Source organism: Acinetobacter sp. ABJ_C4_1 (assembly GCF_044538495.1).
GTDB lineage: Bacteria > Pseudomonadota > Gammaproteobacteria > Pseudomonadales > Moraxellaceae > Acinetobacter > Acinetobacter nosocomialis_A.
Genome location: NZ_JBIUCQ010000012.1, coordinates 1 through 18,616, shown reverse-complemented (window position 1 = coordinate 18,616; position 18,616 = coordinate 1). Strand labels below are relative to the sequence as shown.

The following is an 18,616-nucleotide window of genomic DNA, read 5'->3' as shown; positions in this document are numbered from 1 at the left end:
ATTACTTCTCTGCACTATTGATTTTCACGATTTGATCGAAAACACCACCATTATCAAAGTGTTGTTTTTGCACTTTTGTCCAACCGCCAAACTCTTTATCAATTGTTACGAGTTTCAATGGCTTAAATACATTGCTGTATTTTTTGAGTACAGCTGCATTACGAGGGCGGTAGAAGTTACGTGCTGCAATTTCTTGGCCAGCAGGTGAGTACAAGTAGTTAAGGTAACCTTTAGCGATGGTGAGATTGCCTTTTTTGGCAGCGTTTTTCTCAACAACAGCAACTGGTGGTTCAGCTAAAATCGAAAGAGACGGGGTAATAATTTCAAATTTGCCCGGTTGCTCGCGAACAGCTAAGTGAGCTTCATTTTCCCAAGCGAGTAATACGTCACCAATGCCACGTTCAGCAAAAGTCGTGGTTGCACCGCGTGCACCCGAATCTAGAACTTTAGTGTGCTTATAAATTTGGCGGACATACTCTTGTGCTTTAGCATCGTTACCACCTGGTTGATGTTTTGCCCAAGCCCAAGCTGCAAGGTAGTTCCAGCGAGCACCGCCAGAAGTTTTCGGATTTGGTGTAATAATTTCTACACCTGGTTTGATTAAGTCACCCCAGTCTTTAATTTGTTTAGGGTTACCCTTACGTACCAAAAACACGATTGTTGATGTGTATGGTGTGGAGTTTTGTGGCAACTTCTTCTGCCAATCAGTTGGAAGCAATTTTGCTTTTTCTGCAATTTCATCGATATCAGCTGCAAGAGCTAATGTCACAACGTCAGCATTTAAGCCATCAATCACTGCACGAGCCTGTTTACCAGAACCGCCGTGTGATTGTTTAAACTGAATATCTTGTCCAGTACGCTGTTTCCAGTAAGTACCAAACTGTTTATTAAAGTCTGTATATAACTCGCGAGTTGGATCATAAGAAACGTTTAAGAATTCTTGAGCTGCAAATGATGAAACAGAAAGAAGAGCAGCAATAACCCCGACTTTTAATTGAGAAAAACGCATGAGATAACCCCTCAAAAATACGAAATGTTCAAAACATGAACGCAGAATAGCGCTAGTCTTTATTCTAAAAAAATAATAAAAAACGAATTTAATATGAAAAATATAGAAATATAAAAAATGGATAAGCTATTCTTAAATCTTGATATATAACAAGTTTCAAAAGAGCTGATTAAATCGGTATAATTTTTTAAAATCAGTCATTTATTAATTAAATGAAAGGTGTTGTATTGTTGGGCGGTTTTTAAGAAAGGACGGATTAAGCATGTGGTGTTTTAAAAATGGGCAACCTGTTGAAACCATTCCGTTACTAGACCGAGCATTTCATTATGGAGATGGATGCTTTACCACAATTCGTGTTTTTCAAAATAAGATTGAGCTTAAAGCACGGCACTTGGAACGTCTAAAACTTGCCTGCCAAAAACTAGCATTAACTGCAAACTTTGAATTAATTGAACAGAGTTTGCAGCAGCTATATAAACAAAACCTTGTGCTCAATGGTACTTTAAAAATTGTGATTAGCCGCGGTGAAGGTGACCGTGGTTATAGTTTGCCAAAGCATGAAGCAGATATTTATGTCTGGTTTTATCCAAAAGCATTGGAGCAGTTCCGACCAGATTTTATTGAGTGTGGGGTTTTAAATCAGGCCTTGGGTTTAACCATGCCGAGTTTAGTTGGACTTAAATCTTTAAACCGTCTTGAACAGGTACTGCTAAAAAAAGAAGCAGATCAACAAGGCTGGGCAGAAGCATTAGTAACTGATGTACAAGGTTATATTGTTGAAGGGGTAAGCAGTAATTGTTTTATTCGTTTAAATGATAGATGGATTACACCGGAACTTCGCTATAATGGCGTCCACGGTGTGATGCGTGCAGAAATTTTGGCACGTATGCAGCACCATGGAATTGCCTGCGAAGTCAGAATAATTGAGCTAGATGAAGTACCACAAATACAGAGTCTATTCTTTTGTAATGCTTTACATCCAATGCGAGTAGTTACTCAAATCGGTGAACAAACTCTAGATTCACAGGCGTGCCTAAATTTATTTCATACTCTTAACTTGAATCAGATTCATTAATATGCCGAAGCCACCTGTGAACGCGAAAGCAAAAAATGCTAAAAAAAAGGGCAAGAAAACAGCATCTCATTTTCCTAAAAAGTTGGTGCTCACTGGCTGTTTTATCGTTTTAATTTCTATTTTTGCTATTTTATGGTCAAGTTTATTTAAAGCTTATCCTGTTGAAGGGAAAAAGCAGATGCTATCGATCACTTCAGGTGAGACCTACTCTGGTTTTATCGATCACTTAGCAAAAGAAAACAAAATCCATTTCCCTATTGTACTTAAGCTTTATCAAAGATTTATGATTCATGACAGCATGAAAGCTGGTGTATATGAAGTTGAGCAGGGAATGAGCGTAAGACAAGTATTAGAGATGTTATCTAATGCTGATAATGCTCAGATGAACCGTATTTTGGTGATTGAAGGTACGACTTTTAAACAGCTAATTACTGCACTCAAAAATGATAAAAATGTAAAAAATACAATACTCGACTTACCTGATGATCAGCTCATGAAGGCGCTAGGAGTTCCTTATCATCATCCGGAAGGTTTATTTGCGCCTAACACTTATTTCTTTGCAAAAGGTGAAACTGATAAAAAAATCCTGACAGATTTATATCATCACCAAATGAAAGCCTTAGATACAGCTTGGGCGAATCGTGCACCAAACTTACCTTATAAAGATAAGTATGAAGCTTTAATTATGGCTTCAATTGTTGAAAAAGAAACAAGTTTAGATAGTGAGCTTGAGCAGGTATCTGGCGTATTTGTACGCCGTCTGAAAATTGGTATGCGTCTACAAACTGACCCAACCGTAATTTATGGCATGGGTGCAAACTATAAGGGTAACATTACTCGCGAAGACTTACGTACACCAACGCCATATAATACTTATACAATTAATGGCTTACCGCCAACACCAATTGCCTTACCAAGTCAAAAAGCAATTGAAGCTGCATTACATCCAGATGACTCAAATAATATTTATTTTGTGGCAACTGGTAATGGTGGTCATAAATTTACTGCAGATTTGCAGGCTCATAATCAAGCAGTGCAGCAGTATTTATCCGTGTTGAGATCGAAGAAATAAGGAAAAGAGATGTTTATTAGCTTTGAAGGCACGGAAGGGGTAGGTAAAACTACACTCATTCGAAAAATTCATCAGCATTTTGAAGAGCAAGGTAAACAAGTTGTCTTAACCCGTGAACCGGGTGGTACGCCGTTAGCAGAACAAATACGTTCTATGCTTTTGGCAGTGAATCATGATGAAAATATGAGCCATGATACTGAATTACTCTTAATTTATGCGGCACGTGCTCAACATTTACAACAAGTGATTTTACCGGCTCTAGAGTCTAATAAAATTGTTTTAAGTGATCGCTTTACCGATGCAAGCTTTGCTTATCAATGTTCTGGTCGTGGTTTAAGCCAAGATAAATTACAGCTTTTAAATCAGAACTTTGTTTCACGTATGCCAAACGTGACTTTCTGGTTAGATGCACCAATTGAACTTGGTATGAACCGTGCACGTGAGCGTGGAGCTTTAGACCGTTTTGAACAAGAAAAGTTAAGTTTCTTCGCAAAAGTTCGCGAAGGGTATGAGACCTTATGGAAAGCCGAACCTGAACGTATTAAACGTTTAGATGCTACCCAAAGCCCAGATCAGGTGTTTGAGCAAGCTTTGCAATATTTAGGATAAGTAATAATAAAAGCCGCTCTCATATTTTGTGGGAGTGGTTAAAAATAATAATAAATCTGGTTTAAAAGGTCATAGAAAATATGAGTCAGTATTCTATGCTATTTTGAATACTGTTCTGAAATCGAAGAAAAACAAGGATGAAAAGTTCAAAAGAAGAAATTGTAGCGTTTCTTGAAAAGGAATTTCCGCCAAGTCTTGAACATTGCACGATTGAATCAGTCACGCCTAAAGCTGCTGTCGTTTATTATCACGTCGATCAAAGACATCAACGGCCGGGTGGTACCATATCTGGACCAACTATGATGACTTTGGCAGATTTTGCTTTGTATATTGCAATACTTGGTGAAATCGGAATTGTTGGTTTAGCAGTAACCACTAATTTTAATATTAATTTTTTAAGAAAACCCGCAGGTGATAAGGACTTACGCAGCGAATGTAAGCTCATGAAAGTAGGAAAGAGCTTAGTCGTGGGGGAGGTCTGGATTTATTCAGTAGGACAAGAGGAACCGGTGGCACATGTGACCGCGACTTATTCAATTCCTCCTCGATCATAAATATTAACCTAAATAAAAAGCACAGCCAGAGCTGTGCTTTTTTGTAGAAAAACAGTTTAAATTTCGGTATTAACCAATGGTTGTTCTACTGCAAAAGTTGGAGGAGTTAAAACAGTTTTACGAATTTCACTCGAAGTTTCTGGATAATCGAGTGTGTAATGTAGACCACGTGATTCTTTGCGGTGCATGGCACAGCGCACAATCATCTCAGAAACGAGTACAAGATTACGTAGTTCAATCAGGTTTTTGCTGACACGGTAGTCTTGATAATATTCAGTGATTTCACGCTTCAACATTTCGATACGGTGTAAAGCGCGTTCTAAACGTTTTGTGGTTCTGACAATACCAACGTAGTTCCACATGGTCGAACGTAACTCATCCCAGTTTTGTAAAATCACCACATCTTCATCTGGGTTGGTTACTTGAGAGTCATCCCAAGTCGGTACTTTCGGTAGTTTGAAATTCTCATCAAACTTATTTTCGATATCTTTTGCTGCGCTCATACCGTAAACAAAGCACTCAAGTAATGAGTTACTCGCCATACGGTTAGCACCATGTAAACCTGTATAAGAGGTTTCACCAATTGCATAGAGACCTTCAATATCGGTCTGGCTATTTGAATCAACCACAACACCACCACATGTATAGTGTGCAGCCGGTACTACTGGAATCATGTCTTTAGTAATGTCGATACCTAACTCAAGCAAACGTGCATAAAGTGTAGGGAAGTGCTCTTTAATAAACTCAGGTGATTTGTGTGTAATGTCTAACCACACATGGCGAATACCGAGACGTTTAATTTCATGGTCAATGGTACGTGCCACAATATCGCGAGGAGCCAATTCGGCACGATCATCAAAACGAAGCATGAAACGTTCGCCATCTGGCAAGCGTAAATAAGCACCTTCGCCACGCATCGCTTCAGTAATTAAGAACGAACGCGCTTGTGGATGGTACAGGCAAGTTGGATGGAACTGATTAAATTCCATATTGGCAACACGGCAACCTGCGCGGTAAGCCATAGCAATACCATCGCCTGTAGCAATATCAGGGTTAGACGTATAAAGGTAAGCTTTCATCGCACCGCCGCAAGCAAGTGCGGTAAATGGTGCAAGGAAGGTATGAACTTTTTCAGTGTTTTCATCTAAGGCATACAAACCAACAGCGCGATTCGCTTGATCTGTATGACCCAATTTATGCGACGTGATTAAATCAATCGCAATGTAGTTTTCAAAAATAGTAATATTCTTGCGTTCTTTCGCACGTTCAACCAGTGTAGTTGAAATGGCTTTGCCTGTAGCATCAGCAGAATGGATAATGCGGCGCTGTGAGTGACCGCCTTCGCGAGTTAAGTGAAGTTGCTCATCTTCATCTAAGGTGAACTGAACACCTTGCTTTAAAAGAAAGTCAACAGAAGGGCGACCACCTTCGACAGTGTGCTGTACTGCATCCATTTCACATAAATGAGCACCTGCAATCATAGTGTCATTAATATGTTGTTGAATAGAGTCTGTTTCATCAAGAACAGCAGCAACACCGCCTTGTGCATAGAAGGTACTTGCTTCAGTTAAAGCAGCTTTGGCTAAAACTGCAATATTAAAATGACTTGGTAACGATAAAGCCAGACTTAAACCAGCACCGCCACTGCCCACAATAATCACGTCAAAGTGGTGAATTGTCTGTTGATTAGGCATGTCCATTCGCATCAATTTAAAACGTCCGCTAATGACACCCCTTTTTACCTAAAAAGGCAAGAGCTTAAGCGCTCTAAGTCACAGAAAAATTGCAATTACCTTAAAAAATTGCAATGCGTAAAATAAACGTGATGATGATGTCTTACAAATAAACATATTGTTACGCACAATTCCAAAGCATTGTGATACAAAAGTTTTATTCTTATTCTCGTAGACCAATTGTGGGTGAGCACCGAATGAAATCTCGCTATTTACAACAAGGAATGTATGCAGCGGTATTTACAGTTGCCGCTGTTCAAGCAAATGCTGCTGTTGATTTTTCAAACCTCGTTGAACAAGTTAGTCCGGCTGTGGTGAGCGTAAACGTCGTAAAAAAAATGACTCAGGATGAACTGTTACAACAGCAAGTTCCTGAAATTTTAAAACGTTTCTTTGGTAATCAGGTCATCATTCCACAGCAACAAGGTCCTCAAGAAAAAACCGCATACGGTAGTGCATTCTTTATTAGTAAAGATGGTTACTTACTCACAAACCATCATGTGATTGAAAATGCTTCTCGCATTAGTATTACTTTAAATGACCGTCGTGAAATTGATGCAACTGTTGTTGGTAGTGATGAACGTACCGATGTTGCATTATTAAAAGTCAATGGAAGTAATTATCCTGCTTTAAAAGTTGGTAATGTTGACCGTTTACGTGTAGGTGAGCCAGTATTAGCAATTGGTTCTCCATTTGGTTTTGACTACTCCGCCTCAGCAGGTATTGTCAGTGCCAAGTCACGAAACATGAGTGGTGAAACTTCTGTACCATTTATTCAAACCGATGTGGCATTGAATCCTGGTAACTCAGGTGGTCCATTGTTTAACCAAAATGGTGAAGTCGTCGGGGTAAACTCACGTATCTTTAGTGGTACTGGCGGCTATATGGGCTTGTCTTTCTCTATTCCAATCGATGTTGCGATGGATGTAGCTGAACAGCTTAAAACCAAAGGCAAAGTTACTCGTTCATACCTAGGCGTTATGATGCAAGATATTGACCGTAACCTTGCCGATGCTTACAAACTGCCTAAACCAGAAGGTGCCCTCATCACACAAGTAACGCCAAATTCACCTGCTCAAAAAGCAGGGCTTAGAGCAGGTGATGTGATTTTAAAACTTAATGGTGCTTCTGTGCTGCGTACAAGTGATTTGCTCTACGCACTAAATAAAGTACAGCCAAATCAAACCGTCCAGTTTGAAGTGTTACGTGATGATAAAACTCGTAATATCACTGCAACTTTAGCAACTGCACCAGATGAAACACCAGCCACAGGTACTCAGACTTCAGCTTCTAAAGGTCCAGTGTTAGGCATGAGTATTCGTGATTTAGCTGAACCAGAGAAAAATACTTTGGGTGTAAAAGGTGGTATTTATGTTCAAGATGTTCGCCGTGGTGGGCTAGCATCATTGTCAAATATTATTCCTGGTGATGTAATTGTTCAGGTTAATAATACTCAAATTTTAAATAGCCAAGATTTTGCGAAAGTTGTTTCTAACTTACAAAAAAATACGGTTGCACGTGTTGGAATCATTCGTCAAGGACAACGTGCAATGCTTGGTTTACGCATTCAGTAAAATGATATAAAACTAAACCACCCTGAGAATGGGTGGTTTTTTATTATTTGTATTCGGCATAATGTTCGATCTAGCTAATTTAATTGTAGCTTTAGATTTAATAATTAAAGTGGGTGTTTTGTGAGTAGTATTTTCGATTTACATATTCAGGTTCAGCCACAGCATATTGATGCTTTGGGTCATGTTAACAATGTAATGTATGTCCAATGGATGCAAGATGTTGCTGCTGCTCATGTTGAAACATTAGGGGTAGGCGTAACCAAATACCTTGAGCTCAAGCATGCAATGGTTGCTGTTGAACATCATGTGCAATACCGTAAGGCTGCGTTTGAAGGCGAAGAAATTATATTGCGGACATGGCTAGACGATATCAATGCGCTTTATTCATTTCGCCAGTATGTGTTTTTCCGTCCCTCTGATCAGGTAGTCTTATTTGTTGGGAATACCAAGTGGGCATGTATTGAAATTGCATCGGGTCGACCAAAACGAATGTCGCCAACTTTTACACAAGCTTATAAGCCCCTTGATACAAGCATAAATCCTTTAGATTTTACTATTTCATATGCTCGATAGTCGGAAGTATTACATGTGCTTTGAATTGTCATTTTTTAGAACATAAGTACAAAGCTCATGATTATTTTGGATACTTTAAAATATCCATCTGCTATAATCTCTCGCAATTTGTTAAACCGCTTTGGCTATGTATTAAAACAAGCTACATAGCACTTTATATTTTCTCAAGGTAGCCCATGGCGCAAGCTAAAAAATCAGTTGATATCAAAAATATCCGAAATTTCTCGATTATCGCTCATATCGATCATGGTAAGTCTACTTTGGCTGACCGTTTTATTCAGATGTGTGGTGGCTTACAAGATCGTGAGATGCAAGCTCAGGTCTTAGACTCAATGGAGCTTGAGCGCGAACGTGGGATTACCATTAAAGCAGCCTCAGTAACATTGTATTACACCCATCCAAATGGACAAGAATATCAGCTTAACTTTATTGATACTCCGGGGCACGTTGACTTCTCGTATGAAGTATCTCGCTCATTAGCTGCATGTGAAGGTGCATTGTTGGTTGTTGATGCTGCGCAAGGCGTAGAAGCACAATCAGTTGCAAACTGTTACACCGCGATTGAACAAGGTCTCGAAGTTCTTCCTATTTTAAATAAAATTGATTTACCGCAGGCTGAACCTGAACGTGTAATTCATGAAATTGAAGAAATTATCGGGATTGAAGCGACAGATGCACCGACTTGTTCAGCAAAAACAGGTTTAGGTGTTGAAGGTGTATTAGAGCGTTTAGTTGACGTTATTCCGGCGCCAGAAGGTGATCGTGAAGCTCCATTACAAGCTTTAATTATCGATTCATGGTTTGATAACTACTTAGGTGTAGTGTCTCTTGTTCGTATTAAACAAGGTCGTATCCGTAAGGGCGACAAAATGTTGGTTAAATCGACAGGACAAACTCATCCGGTAACTTCTGTAGGTGTATTTAATCCTAAGCATACTGAAACAGATATTCTTGAAGCTGGTGAAGTAGGTTTTGTTATTGCGGGTATTAAAGACATTTTTGGTGCGCCAGTAGGTGATACCATTACACTTGCAACAACACCAGACGTTGCAACTTTACCTGGTTTTAAAAAGGTTAAACCGCAGGTTTATGCGGGTCTTTTCCCAATCGATTCAAGCGACTTTGAACCATTCCGCGAAGCATTACAGAAATTACAAATTAACGATTCTGCCTTGTTCTTTGAACCTGAAAGTTCGGATGCACTTGGTTTCGGTTTCCGCTGTGGTTTCTTGGGCATGTTGCATATGGAAATCGTACAAGAGCGTTTAGAACGTGAGTACGATCTCGATTTAATTAGTTCGGCACCAACAGTAGTTTATGAAGCTGTTACCAAAAAAGGTGAGACGATCTATATCGACAGTCCGTCTAAAATGCCAGATGGTTCAGTTGTTGAAGATTTACGTGAGCCAATTGCTGAATGTCATATTCTTGTGCCGCAAGAATACTTAGGTAATGTCATGACCTTATGTATTGAGCGTCGTGGTGTCCAAAAAGACATGAAGTTCTTGGGTAATCAAGTTTCGATTACTTTTGAAATTCCAATGGCTGAAGTCGTAATGGATTTCTTTGACAAGCTTAAATCATGTTCACGTGGTTTTGCATCGCTAGACTATAACTTCGTACGTTTCGAAAGTTCATCTTTAGTTAAGGTTGATGTATTAATTAATAGTGAAAAGGTTGATGCCTTGGCTATGATTTGTCACCGTAATGATGCTCGCCATCGTGGTATTGCTTTAGTTGAAAAAATGAAAGACTTGATTCCACGTCAAATGTTTGATGTTGCAATTCAGGCTGCCATTGGTGCTCAAATTATTGCTCGTTCGACCGTTAAGGCGATGCGTAAAAACGTTCTAGCAAAATGTTATGGCGGTGACGTGTCTCGTAAGAAAAAATTACTTTCTAAACAAAAAGAAGGTAAGAAACGTATGAAACAAGTGGGTAGTGTAGAAATTCCACAAGAAGCGTTCTTAGCTGTTTTGAAAGTAGAAAGATAAAAGAAAGGGCTGGGATGAACTTATATCTCCCAGCCATAAAGCAAGCAGCTAGGCTGCGAGTGAGGTCATGTGGATTTTGATTTTAATTTAATTCTTGTTCCAGTTACGCTGATTTTATTTGCAGTGTGGTTGCTAGATAAACTTGTTTTTAAACAGCGTGCGAATAAAGGCCGAGAGAACGAAAATTTTGTTATTACATGGGCCTATGACTTTTGGCCAGTTTTAGCTGTTGTACTTGTACTTCGCTCATTTCTTTATGAACCATTTAACATTCCATCAGACTCTATGGTTCCAACTTTAGAGACTGGCGATTTTATTTTAGTTAATAAATTTGACTATGGTGTGCGTTTACCTATCGTAAATAAAAAAGTGATTGATGTAGGTGAACCAAAACGTGGTGATGTCATCGTATTCCGTTACCCACCTCAACCAACCATTAGCTATATTAAGCGTGTAATTGGTTTGCCGGGTGACCATATTGTTTATGATCATGGACAATTGATTATTAATGGTCAAAAAGTTCCTAAAGTAGCAACACAGTTTAGTCGTGAAAAAGATGCTTTAGATACACCAACGTCTATTTATCATAAAGAAACGATTGGTGATCATACCTTTACGATGCGTGAGCTTGAAGGCGTAAACGTTGCGCGTCAGGCGCCATTTATCAATTATGTTGATAATGGCAAATATTCAAACCAAGACGGTTTATATTGGGAAGTAACCGTTCCGAAAGGACATTACTTTGCAATGGGGGACAACCGCGATCAAAGTGCTGATAGTCGTTTCTGGGGCTTCGTTCCTGAAGAAAACTTAACAGGCCGAGCTTTCTATGTCTGGATGCATAAAGAACCTGGTTTCCACCTGCCAAGCTTTAACCGAAATGGGAAAATAGATTAAAAACAACCATTAGGAAAACAAAAATGCGTAAGGCACAACAGGGTACTTCGTATTTAGCAATTTTATTTGGGGTGGTCATATTTGCAATTGCAGTGAAAGCTGTACTTGCAGTTTGGCCAGCGTATTGGGATGATCGTGTGATTAATAATCAGATTACCGAGCTTATGCAACAAAGCTCAGCTGATACGACACCCCAAAAATTTATGGCACAGATGGATCAAAGACTGGAAATGAATAATATTCGTGATCTCCATTTTAAAGAGATTGCCGAAGTGTTTAACCAGTCTGGTCTAACGGTCAAAAAGAAATATGAGGTAAGAAAGCCTTTCTTACTGAATATTGATTTAGTTTTAACATTTGAGAAGAGTTTTGACAAAACATCAGTTCAAACTAAGTGATCCTCGCTTACTCAGCCGAATCGGTTATCAATTTAAACAGCCTGAATTGCTACAGTTAGCTTTGACTCACCGTTCGGTGAGTCATAAGTATAACTATGAGCGTCTAGAGTTTTTAGGCGATTCGCTGTTGGGGATGATCATTGCCAATTATTTATACCATGCTTACCCACATGAAAATGAGGGGCGCTTAACGCGTATGCGTGCAACTTTGGTTCGCCAAGAAGCATTAGGTAAAATTGCAACCGATTTGCAACTTAGTCGGTGTTTAATATTAAGCACGGGTGAGTTGAAATCTGGCGGTCATCATCGTGAGTCAATATTAGCAGATACGGTAGAAGCGATTATTGGTGCAATTTATCTTGATAGTAGTGATCTGAACCTACTCAAAGATATTGTGTTAAAATGGTACGTACCTTATTTAGATCATATTGAGCCAACAGATCAACTCAAAGATCCAAAATCACGTTTACAAGAGTATCTACAAGCACGTAAAAAACCTCTCCCTGTTTACGAGGTTGTAGATATTCAGGGTGATGCACCTCATCAACACTTTAAAGTCGAATGTTTGGTAGATGGTTTACCAAAGATTTATGGTGAGGGGTCAAGTCGTCGTTTTGCCGAGCAGGCAGCAGCGGCGGAAATTTTAAAGTTATTGGAGCAATAACCTGCATGTCGATGCATTCTGATCAAATCAATCCAGATTCAAATGAAAACCAAGATCCAAACAATCTGATTGATCAATTTTTTAGTTCCAAAGGCGTTACAATTCCTTCGGATTTTAAGAGCGGATTTGTGGCGATTGTGGGACGTCCAAATGTGGGTAAATCTACCCTCATGAACCATTTATTGGGTCAAAAACTCTCAATTACTTCACGTAAACCTCAAACGACACGCCATAAAATTATTGGTATTGATTCACGTGAAAAAATGCAAGCGGTTTATGTAGATACACCGGGAATGCATAAGAAAGAAGTACGCGCGATCAATAAAATGATGAACCGTGCTGCACATTCTGCATTACGTGACGTTAACTTAGTTTTATTTGTTATCGATGCTTATAAGTGGACTCAAAATGACGACTTAGTGCTTGAGAAACTCAAGAACGCTGAAATGCCAGTTATTTTGGTAATTAACAAAGCTGATACTTTTGAAGATAAAAGAGAGATTCTTCCTTTGATTCAAGAGCGTACCAAGCTTATGAATTTTGCTGAGATTGTTCCTGTCTCTGCTCTCCGTGGAGCAAACTTGGAGCATTTAAGTGAAACGATTGAAAAATATCTTCCTTATCAGCCACCACTGTATTCATTCGATCAAATTACGGATCGTTCTGAGCGCTTCTTGGCAAGTGAAATCATCCGTGAAAAAATCATGCGTCAGTTGGGTGAAGAGTTACCATACGATTTAACAGTACAAATTGAATCTTTTAAAACGGAAGAGGCAACTGTTAATGAAAAAACTGGTCGATTAAAGCCAGCTTGTACCTATATTGATGCAACTATTTTTGTAGATCGTCCTGGCCAAAAAGCAATTGTGATTGGTGAAAAAGGTGCCAAGCTTAAAACGATTGGTATGGATGCTCGTAAAGACATGGAAAAAATGTTCGAACAAAAGATCATGCTTACCTTATGGGTTAAGGTTAAAGGTGGTTGGTCTGATGATGAACGTGCTTTAAAAAGTTTAGGATATAGTGATATCTAATAAGCAGGGAATACTGGTATGAAAGCAATTACATCAATATTGGTTATTGTTGGGTGTACATTGATGTTACAAGGTTGTGTATATAAGCTTGTAACCGTACCAGTAGGTATTGCCTATAAAACAACGAAAGGTGTAGTGAAGGGTACAGCTGCTGTTGTAGGAGCTGTAATTCCTGATGGTGATGATGACGATAAGAAAGAAAAAGAATCTAAGGAATAGTTTCTTTTTATGATGCGCAATGAAGTCCTACATGGATATATGATTCACCATCGTAAATATCGTGAAAAAAGCCATATTGTGCATCTCTTCACTCAGGAATACGGGCGGGTTGATGGCATTTTAAGACAGACTCCGCCTCCTCAATATCAACCAATTCGGTTGCAAGCCACAGGTAAAAGTGAACTTAAAAATTTTACGAAGCTGGAAATATTAAATCAGCCAGTTTTCTTTTTTGGTGATGCTTTTTTTGCTGGCTTTTATTTAAATGAAATTGTTTTACGACTTTGCCCATTAGAAGAGGCAATGCCACAAACTTTTGAACAATATCAGTTAACTTTGCTCCAGTTACAACAATTATCTTCTCACGAAAATCCAGATCTCTTTCTCAGGCAGATATTAAGGCAGTTTGAACATGTCTTACTTCCAGAGCTAGGCTATGCGATTGATTTCTCAGTTGATAGCGCACAAAAAGAAATTTTGCCCCATCAGTTTTATCAGTTTCAAGTGACTGAAGGTTTTGCTCCAGTGATTCAGGCAGGCCGTTCATCTTTGTCGGGAAAAGCGATTTTATCTATGCTGGACTATGAGCAAGGGCAGGATTTTTCTCACGAACAATTGCAATTATTAGGTAAACTATACCGTCAAATGATTACATCGCTTTTAGGTGACCGTCCCCTAAAAAGTCGACAATTGTGGATTCAAAATACTCAAACTCAATCGTAATTAGGATTTATTTATGGCTGCATTGCTTGGTGTAAACATAGACCATGTTGCTACTTTAAGACAGGCGCGCGGTACTACTTACCCAGACCCTGTAGAAGCTGCGCTTATTTGTGAACAAGCTGGTGCAGAAGGTATTACTTTGCATTTGCGTGAAGACCGTCGCCATATTCAAGATGATGACGTACGTCGCATGCGTCCATTGTTAAAAACACGTATGAATTTAGAGTTGGCTGTTACTGATGAAATGGTCGAGTTTGCAAAAGAAATTAAGCCACAACATGTATGCTTCGTTCCTGAAAAACGCCAAGAAGTAACAACTGAAGGTGGCTTAGATGTAGTCACTAACTTTGAAAAAGTTAAGGCTGCAACTCAGGCCTTAGCTGCTCTTGGGTGTGACGTATCATTATTTATTGATGCGGATTTTGCTCAAATTGATGCGGCAGTGGCATGTGGTGCACCTACAATTGAGTTGCACACAGGGGCATATGCCGATGCAGCAACAGAGCAAGAACAACAAGAAGAACTTACTCGCATTGTAAAAGGTGTTGAGTATGCAGCTTCAAAAGGTTTAGTTGTAAATGCAGGTCATGGACTTAACCTAAAAAATATTGCACCAATCGCAGCAATTCCACAAATTCATGAATTAAACATTGGTCATTCAATTATTGCAGATAGTGTTTTTGTAGGTCTGGCACAAGCTGTTAAAGATATGAAAACAGCGATTCAGGCAGCAGGATAATTAGTAATGTCGAGTATCAATTACGATGAATTAATGCAGCCAGTATTAGCATTTTTGGGGTGTCAAACTCCAAATGAATGGTTAGATGAGGCCGTTAATAATTTAGATATCTTGATGCAAGATCATGCCAATTGCGAGAAAAAAGCAGCTGGTACGGCAATGAACTTAATGTTCCGCTATAGTTTTTTTACAGATCTACAAGTTAAACTTGCTCAACTTGTACGTGAAGAAATGCTTCACTATGAACAAGTCCTCGAATTTATGACGAAACGTGGGCAAGAGTGGAAAGGTTTAAGTGCAGGTCGCTATGCGGGTGGTTTACGAAAAGAGATACGTACATATGAGCCAGAAGCTTTAATTGACGTACTGGTTATCGGAGCTTTTGTAGAAGCACGTTCATGCGAACGTTTTTATGCACTTGCTCCGCGTGTAGATGACGAACTGGGACGCTATTATCGTTACCTGCTTAAGTCTGAATCTCGTCATTTTGAAGACTATTTAGCACTAGCGTTTGATGTCGCAGAAACTGCCAAAATGAAAAATCCTGAAGAGGATATTCAGCAACGTATTGAACATATCCGTGAGGTTGAAAAGAATCTGATTTTGACTCCGGATGATACTTTCCGGTTTCATAGTGGTATTCCTGCGTAGTCTTAAATGCCTCAGTTAAAAAAGTTTACCTTTCACGGTAAACTTTTTTATTAGATGAGCTTTATCTCTTTGGCTATACATATGTTCTGCTTTTAGTTTTTTAATGCATATAATCATTTAATAAATATATTTTTTATAGATTTCAATTTCTCTTAAAATTTTTAAAAAAACTTTTATTTTTTTAGGCTAATAATCAATATTGTGTAAATATAAAGGCTGATATGTTCATCATGAGTTCAACTGAAATAGTTGATCATTTCTAAGGATATAAGAATGTTAGCATTAGTTACAGGCGCATCGGCAGGTTTTGGTTATAGCATTTCAAAAAAGCTGATTGAGTTAGGCTATAAAGTTATTGGTTGCGGAAGACGGGCAGAAAAACTAGAAGAACTAAAACAAGAACTTGGTGAAAAATTCTACCCATTAGTATTTGATATGACGGATACAGCAGAAAATATAAATAAAATATTCAAAGAATTACCAAATGAATTTCAAATCGATCAAATTGATTTGCTCGTAAATAATGCAGGTTTGGCATTAGGTTTAGAATCGGCAGACAAGGCAGAATTAGATGATTGGTACACGATGATTGATACCAATGTTAAGGGGCTTGTGACGGTTACCCGACTAATTTTACCAAGTATGGTAAAGAAGAAATCAGGCTTAATCATTAATATGGGGTCAATTGCAGGTACATACCCATATCCAGGTGGCAATGTATATGGGGCAACAAAAGCTTTTGTAGAGCAGTTTAGTTTAAATCTACGTGCAGATTTGGCTGGTACTGGTGTGCGCGTAACTAACGTTGAACCAGGGCTGTGTGGGGGAACTGAGTTTTCTCTTGTACGTTTTAAAGGGGATCAGGAGAAAGTGAGTAGTCTCTATGATAAGAAAAATCCAATTTTGCCTGAAGATATTGCAAATACGGTAGCGTGGATTGCATCGCAACCAGCTCATATTAATATTAACCGTATAGAAATGATGCCAACAACGCAGTCTTTTAACCCATTAAAAGTTGTAGAAGCGGAATAATAGAATTTTAAAAATGATCTAAAGATGGGGATATATTCTTTAAATTTAGATCTGATGATTAAATCTAGTAAATATCAATTCATGAAAAGCAAATCCTCTACAGGTAGGTAGGGGATTTTTTATAGGTATTCAAAATAAATGGCAATAAAAAAGCCCGCTTTAATGCTGCGGGCTTTTTAGTATTTGGCTCTCCCACCTGGGCTCGAACCAGGGACCTGCGGATTAACAGTCCGTCGCTCTACCGACTGAGCTATGGGAGAATCTGCATGCGATTATAAGGAGATTTTGACAAGGGTCAAGTGAAAATCGTCATGTTTCCTTCATTTTTGTGTTGTATGCTTCTTATTTGATCAAGTTGAGTAGCGAGGATATAAATTACTTGCACTTTAAAAACTCAATTGCTAGATTCAAAAAAGAACAAGCGTTTGGAGTAATCCAAACAGTGTGGATTTAAACCAACTTGCCAGCACTAAAATGGCTAAATCGGAGATAAGTATGAAAACACTTACTGTTGCTTCTATTTTTTCTAATTTTGATTTTTATCAACGCAATTATCTCAATATTTTAAATCAACCAGAATCTTATTACACACTTGTAGAAGATGCATGGATCAATGCTTTTCCATTTAAAAAGCAGGACTTGTACTTAGGTGACTTATTACAACTCTGGTTTAGTGCAAAATGGGATGTGCATACTTCACTGAAAGTTTTAAAGTCTTCCAACATATTAGATCAATCTAAACCCCTCTATATTTTCCAGCTCGAAGGCGAATTATTACTAGGTAAAAATAAAGTTTTAGCTTGGTCTACTCAGTGTCATAAAGTGATAGAGCTTCAACTTAAGAATATTTGGGCACCTTATGTGGTTGCACAAACTTGTGACCGTCCAGATCTTCCTGACTTAATAAAAAAGGCGGCCATTTAAAGCTGCCTTAGTTTTTATGGTCGAATGATCATGCAGGTTGCTGTTGCATACGCATAAAGTTTACCTTCTTCATCAATAATTTTACCTTCGGAAATACCTAAATTTTTACTTAAATTAATGACTTTGCCTGTCGCAATTAAAGGATGGTTCTTTGGAATGGGGCGGCACATTTTCACGTTAAGGTCGATTGTGCCATAGCCTACACCCGCAGGTAACATCGTATGTACTGCACAGCCAGTTACCGAATCTAGAACTGTGGCAGCAAAGCCACCATGTACACCACCTAATGGGTTTAAATGATTGTGATCTGCTTGTGCTTTGAAAGTCACAGATCCTTCAGAAATCTCAGTAGGTTGCATTGGAATAGTTTTGCTTATACTGGCAGGTGGAATGTGACCTTCAATCATGGCTTGTAAAAATTCGAGGCCTGTCATTTCCATAGGGTTTTTCATTTTTTGAGTCCTTCAGTAATTAAAGTTCTAAAATGGAACTTGATGTTAAATTAGGCGTTAAAATGCATATTGTCAAGTTAGCAAGTATAAGAAATATGGCTATTTTATAGTTTATAAACTTGTAAAATGTGGTTCAGTAGAATATTTTATAACCCTAAAAATATAAACTTCTTGTGGAAAATAATAATGAACGGTCAGTGTTTATGCGGTAAAACAACTTTTGAAGTTGAATTAAAAAATCATGATGTACATGCTTGCCATTGTTCGATGTGTCGTAGACAAACTAGTGGTGTCAATATGACAGTTGATGTGGTCAAAGGCAGTTTAAAGTTTATTCAGCAAAAGCATCTTAGTGTATTTAACTCTTCTGACTGGGGAGAACGAGGCTTTTGTAATGCTTGTGGAACAACAATTTTTTGGAGAACGAAAGATCAAAGTTACTGCAATATCAATGCATTTTCTTTAAATGAGTCAGTAGAAGGCTTGAATTTGGATATGGAAATTTTTATTGACTCAAAACCCGATTTTTACACTTTTCAAAATCAAACAAAAAAACTAACTGAAGCTGAGGTGTTCGCATTGTTTAACCCAGAATAATTTTAATTATAAAAAAGGCCTCAATTTTGAGGCCTTTTTTAATTTTATAAATTATTTTATGAAGAAATATTAAATTAGAATTATATATAGACC

21 protein-coding genes, 1 tRNA gene and 1 pseudogene are annotated in these 18,616 nt (G+C 38.3%); 19 read left to right on the top strand and 4 right to left on the bottom strand.

The window, feature by feature from the left end:
- Position 1: 1 nt before the first annotated feature.
- A complete protein-coding gene (locus tag ACIF8R_RS13835; protein ID WP_002052521.1) occupies positions 2-1,009 on the bottom strand; it encodes a sulfate ABC transporter substrate-binding protein in 1,008 nt (335 codons plus the stop codon).
- A gap of 262 nt (positions 1,010-1,271) precedes the next feature.
- Between ACIF8R_RS13835 and pabC the strand changes: the two genes are divergently transcribed.
- From pabC to ACIF8R_RS13815, 4 genes are all read left to right on the top strand, one after another.
- Positions 1,272-2,084 carry an aminodeoxychorismate lyase gene (pabC, locus tag ACIF8R_RS13830; protein ID WP_396481380.1) on the top strand — a complete coding sequence of 271 codons (813 nt, stop codon included), beginning with the start codon at positions 1,272-1,274 and terminating at the stop codon, positions 2,082-2,084.
- Between the two features lies 1 nt (position 2,085).
- Positions 2,086-3,156 carry an endolytic transglycosylase MltG gene (mltG, locus tag ACIF8R_RS13825; RefSeq protein ID WP_396481378.1) on the top strand — a complete coding sequence of 357 codons (1,071 nt, stop codon included), beginning with the start codon at positions 2,086-2,088 and terminating at the stop codon, positions 3,154-3,156.
- 9 nt (positions 3,157-3,165) lie between these two features.
- Positions 3,166-3,765, top strand: coding sequence for a dTMP kinase (gene tmk, locus ACIF8R_RS13820; RefSeq protein WP_396481376.1), 600 nt, complete (start codon positions 3,166-3,168; stop codon positions 3,763-3,765).
- Between the two features lie 137 nt (positions 3,766-3,902).
- Entirely contained in the window at positions 3,903-4,319 is a 417-nt protein-coding gene (locus ACIF8R_RS13815) for a PaaI family thioesterase (RefSeq protein WP_396462435.1), read from the top strand.
- 56 nt (positions 4,320-4,375) lie between these two features.
- Here ACIF8R_RS13815 and nadB read toward each other — a convergent pair whose 3' ends face one another.
- Complete coding sequence (gene nadB, locus ACIF8R_RS13810) at positions 4,376-6,019, bottom strand: L-aspartate oxidase (protein ID WP_396481374.1); 1,644 nt, start codon at positions 6,017-6,019, stop codon at positions 4,376-4,378.
- 230 nt (positions 6,020-6,249) lie between these two features.
- Between nadB and ACIF8R_RS13805 the strand changes: the two genes are divergently transcribed.
- From ACIF8R_RS13805 to ACIF8R_RS13750, 12 genes are all read left to right on the top strand, one after another.
- Positions 6,250-7,626, top strand: coding sequence for a Do family serine endopeptidase (locus ACIF8R_RS13805; RefSeq protein ID WP_396462436.1), 1,377 nt, complete (start codon positions 6,250-6,252; stop codon positions 7,624-7,626).
- A gap of 120 nt (positions 7,627-7,746) precedes the next feature.
- Positions 7,747-8,199, top strand: coding sequence for an acyl-CoA thioesterase (locus ACIF8R_RS13800; protein ID WP_396481372.1), 453 nt, complete (start codon positions 7,747-7,749; stop codon positions 8,197-8,199).
- A 176-nt stretch (positions 8,200-8,375) separates the two neighbouring features.
- Positions 8,376-10,193: a translation elongation factor 4 gene (gene lepA / locus ACIF8R_RS13795; protein WP_004699962.1), complete on the top strand. Its 1,818-nt coding sequence runs from the start codon at positions 8,376-8,378 to the stop codon at positions 10,191-10,193.
- Between the two features lie 69 nt (positions 10,194-10,262).
- The gene (lepB, locus tag ACIF8R_RS13790; RefSeq protein ID WP_016804957.1) at positions 10,263-11,090 is read left to right on the top strand and encodes a signal peptidase I; all 828 of its coding nucleotides are present in this window, start codon (positions 10,263-10,265) and stop codon (positions 11,088-11,090) included.
- Between the two features lie 23 nt (positions 11,091-11,113).
- A complete protein-coding gene (locus ACIF8R_RS13785; protein ID WP_016804956.1) occupies positions 11,114-11,488 on the top strand; it encodes a DUF4845 domain-containing protein in 375 nt (124 codons plus the stop codon).
- A complete protein-coding gene (gene rnc / locus ACIF8R_RS13780) occupies positions 11,460-12,152 on the top strand; it encodes a ribonuclease III (protein ID WP_004707545.1) in 693 nt (230 codons plus the stop codon). The genes ACIF8R_RS13785 and rnc overlap by 29 nt, the downstream gene beginning before the upstream one ends.
- Before the next feature lie 11 nt (positions 12,153-12,163).
- Positions 12,164-13,186, top strand: a complete 1,023-nt coding sequence (gene era, locus ACIF8R_RS13775) for a GTPase Era (RefSeq protein WP_080593587.1) — start codon at positions 12,164-12,166, stop codon at positions 13,184-13,186.
- A gap of 18 nt (positions 13,187-13,204) precedes the next feature.
- A complete protein-coding gene (locus ACIF8R_RS13770) occupies positions 13,205-13,405 on the top strand; it encodes an NF038104 family lipoprotein (protein WP_311069416.1) in 201 nt (66 codons plus the stop codon).
- 9 nt (positions 13,406-13,414) lie between these two features.
- Positions 13,415-14,128 (top strand): DNA repair protein RecO, encoded by a 714-nt coding sequence (locus ACIF8R_RS13765; RefSeq protein WP_396481369.1) that lies wholly within the window; start codon positions 13,415-13,417, stop codon positions 14,126-14,128.
- Positions 14,129-14,141: 13 nt separating this feature from the next.
- Entirely contained in the window at positions 14,142-14,867 is a 726-nt protein-coding gene (gene pdxJ / locus ACIF8R_RS13760; RefSeq protein WP_396481367.1) for a pyridoxine 5'-phosphate synthase, read from the top strand.
- Between the two features lie 6 nt (positions 14,868-14,873).
- Positions 14,874-15,518, top strand: a complete 645-nt coding sequence (locus tag ACIF8R_RS13755) for a tRNA-(ms[2]io[6]A)-hydroxylase (protein WP_396481366.1) — start codon at positions 14,874-14,876, stop codon at positions 15,516-15,518.
- A 273-nt stretch (positions 15,519-15,791) separates the two neighbouring features.
- Positions 15,792-16,550 (top strand): SDR family oxidoreductase, encoded by a 759-nt coding sequence (locus tag ACIF8R_RS13750; RefSeq protein WP_016804929.1) that lies wholly within the window; start codon positions 15,792-15,794, stop codon positions 16,548-16,550.
- Positions 16,551-16,734: 184 nt separating this feature from the next.
- Here the strand turns inward: ACIF8R_RS13750 and ACIF8R_RS13745 are convergent.
- Positions 16,735-16,810 (bottom strand) — tRNA-Asn (locus ACIF8R_RS13745).
- A 49-nt stretch (positions 16,811-16,859) separates the two neighbouring features.
- Here ACIF8R_RS13745 and ACIF8R_RS13740 point away from each other — a divergent pair.
- Both ACIF8R_RS13740 and ACIF8R_RS13735 read left to right on the top strand, forming a co-directional pair.
- Positions 16,860-17,004 (top strand): annotated as a pseudogene (locus ACIF8R_RS13740) (hypothetical protein); the annotation flags it as partial.
- A gap of 41 nt (positions 17,005-17,045) precedes the next feature.
- On the top strand, positions 17,046-17,474 hold the full coding sequence (locus ACIF8R_RS13735) for a hypothetical protein (protein ID WP_396481364.1): 429 nt from the start codon (positions 17,046-17,048) through the stop codon (positions 17,472-17,474).
- 14 nt (positions 17,475-17,488) lie between these two features.
- Here ACIF8R_RS13735 and ACIF8R_RS13730 read toward each other — a convergent pair whose 3' ends face one another.
- Positions 17,489-17,926: a PaaI family thioesterase gene (locus ACIF8R_RS13730; RefSeq protein WP_016146110.1), complete on the bottom strand. Its 438-nt coding sequence runs from the start codon at positions 17,924-17,926 to the stop codon at positions 17,489-17,491.
- A 186-nt stretch (positions 17,927-18,112) separates the two neighbouring features.
- Between ACIF8R_RS13730 and ACIF8R_RS13725 the strand changes: the two genes are divergently transcribed.
- Positions 18,113-18,523, top strand: coding sequence for a GFA family protein (locus ACIF8R_RS13725; RefSeq protein ID WP_396481362.1), 411 nt, complete (start codon positions 18,113-18,115; stop codon positions 18,521-18,523).
- The last annotated feature ends 93 nt before the right edge of the window (positions 18,524-18,616 follow it).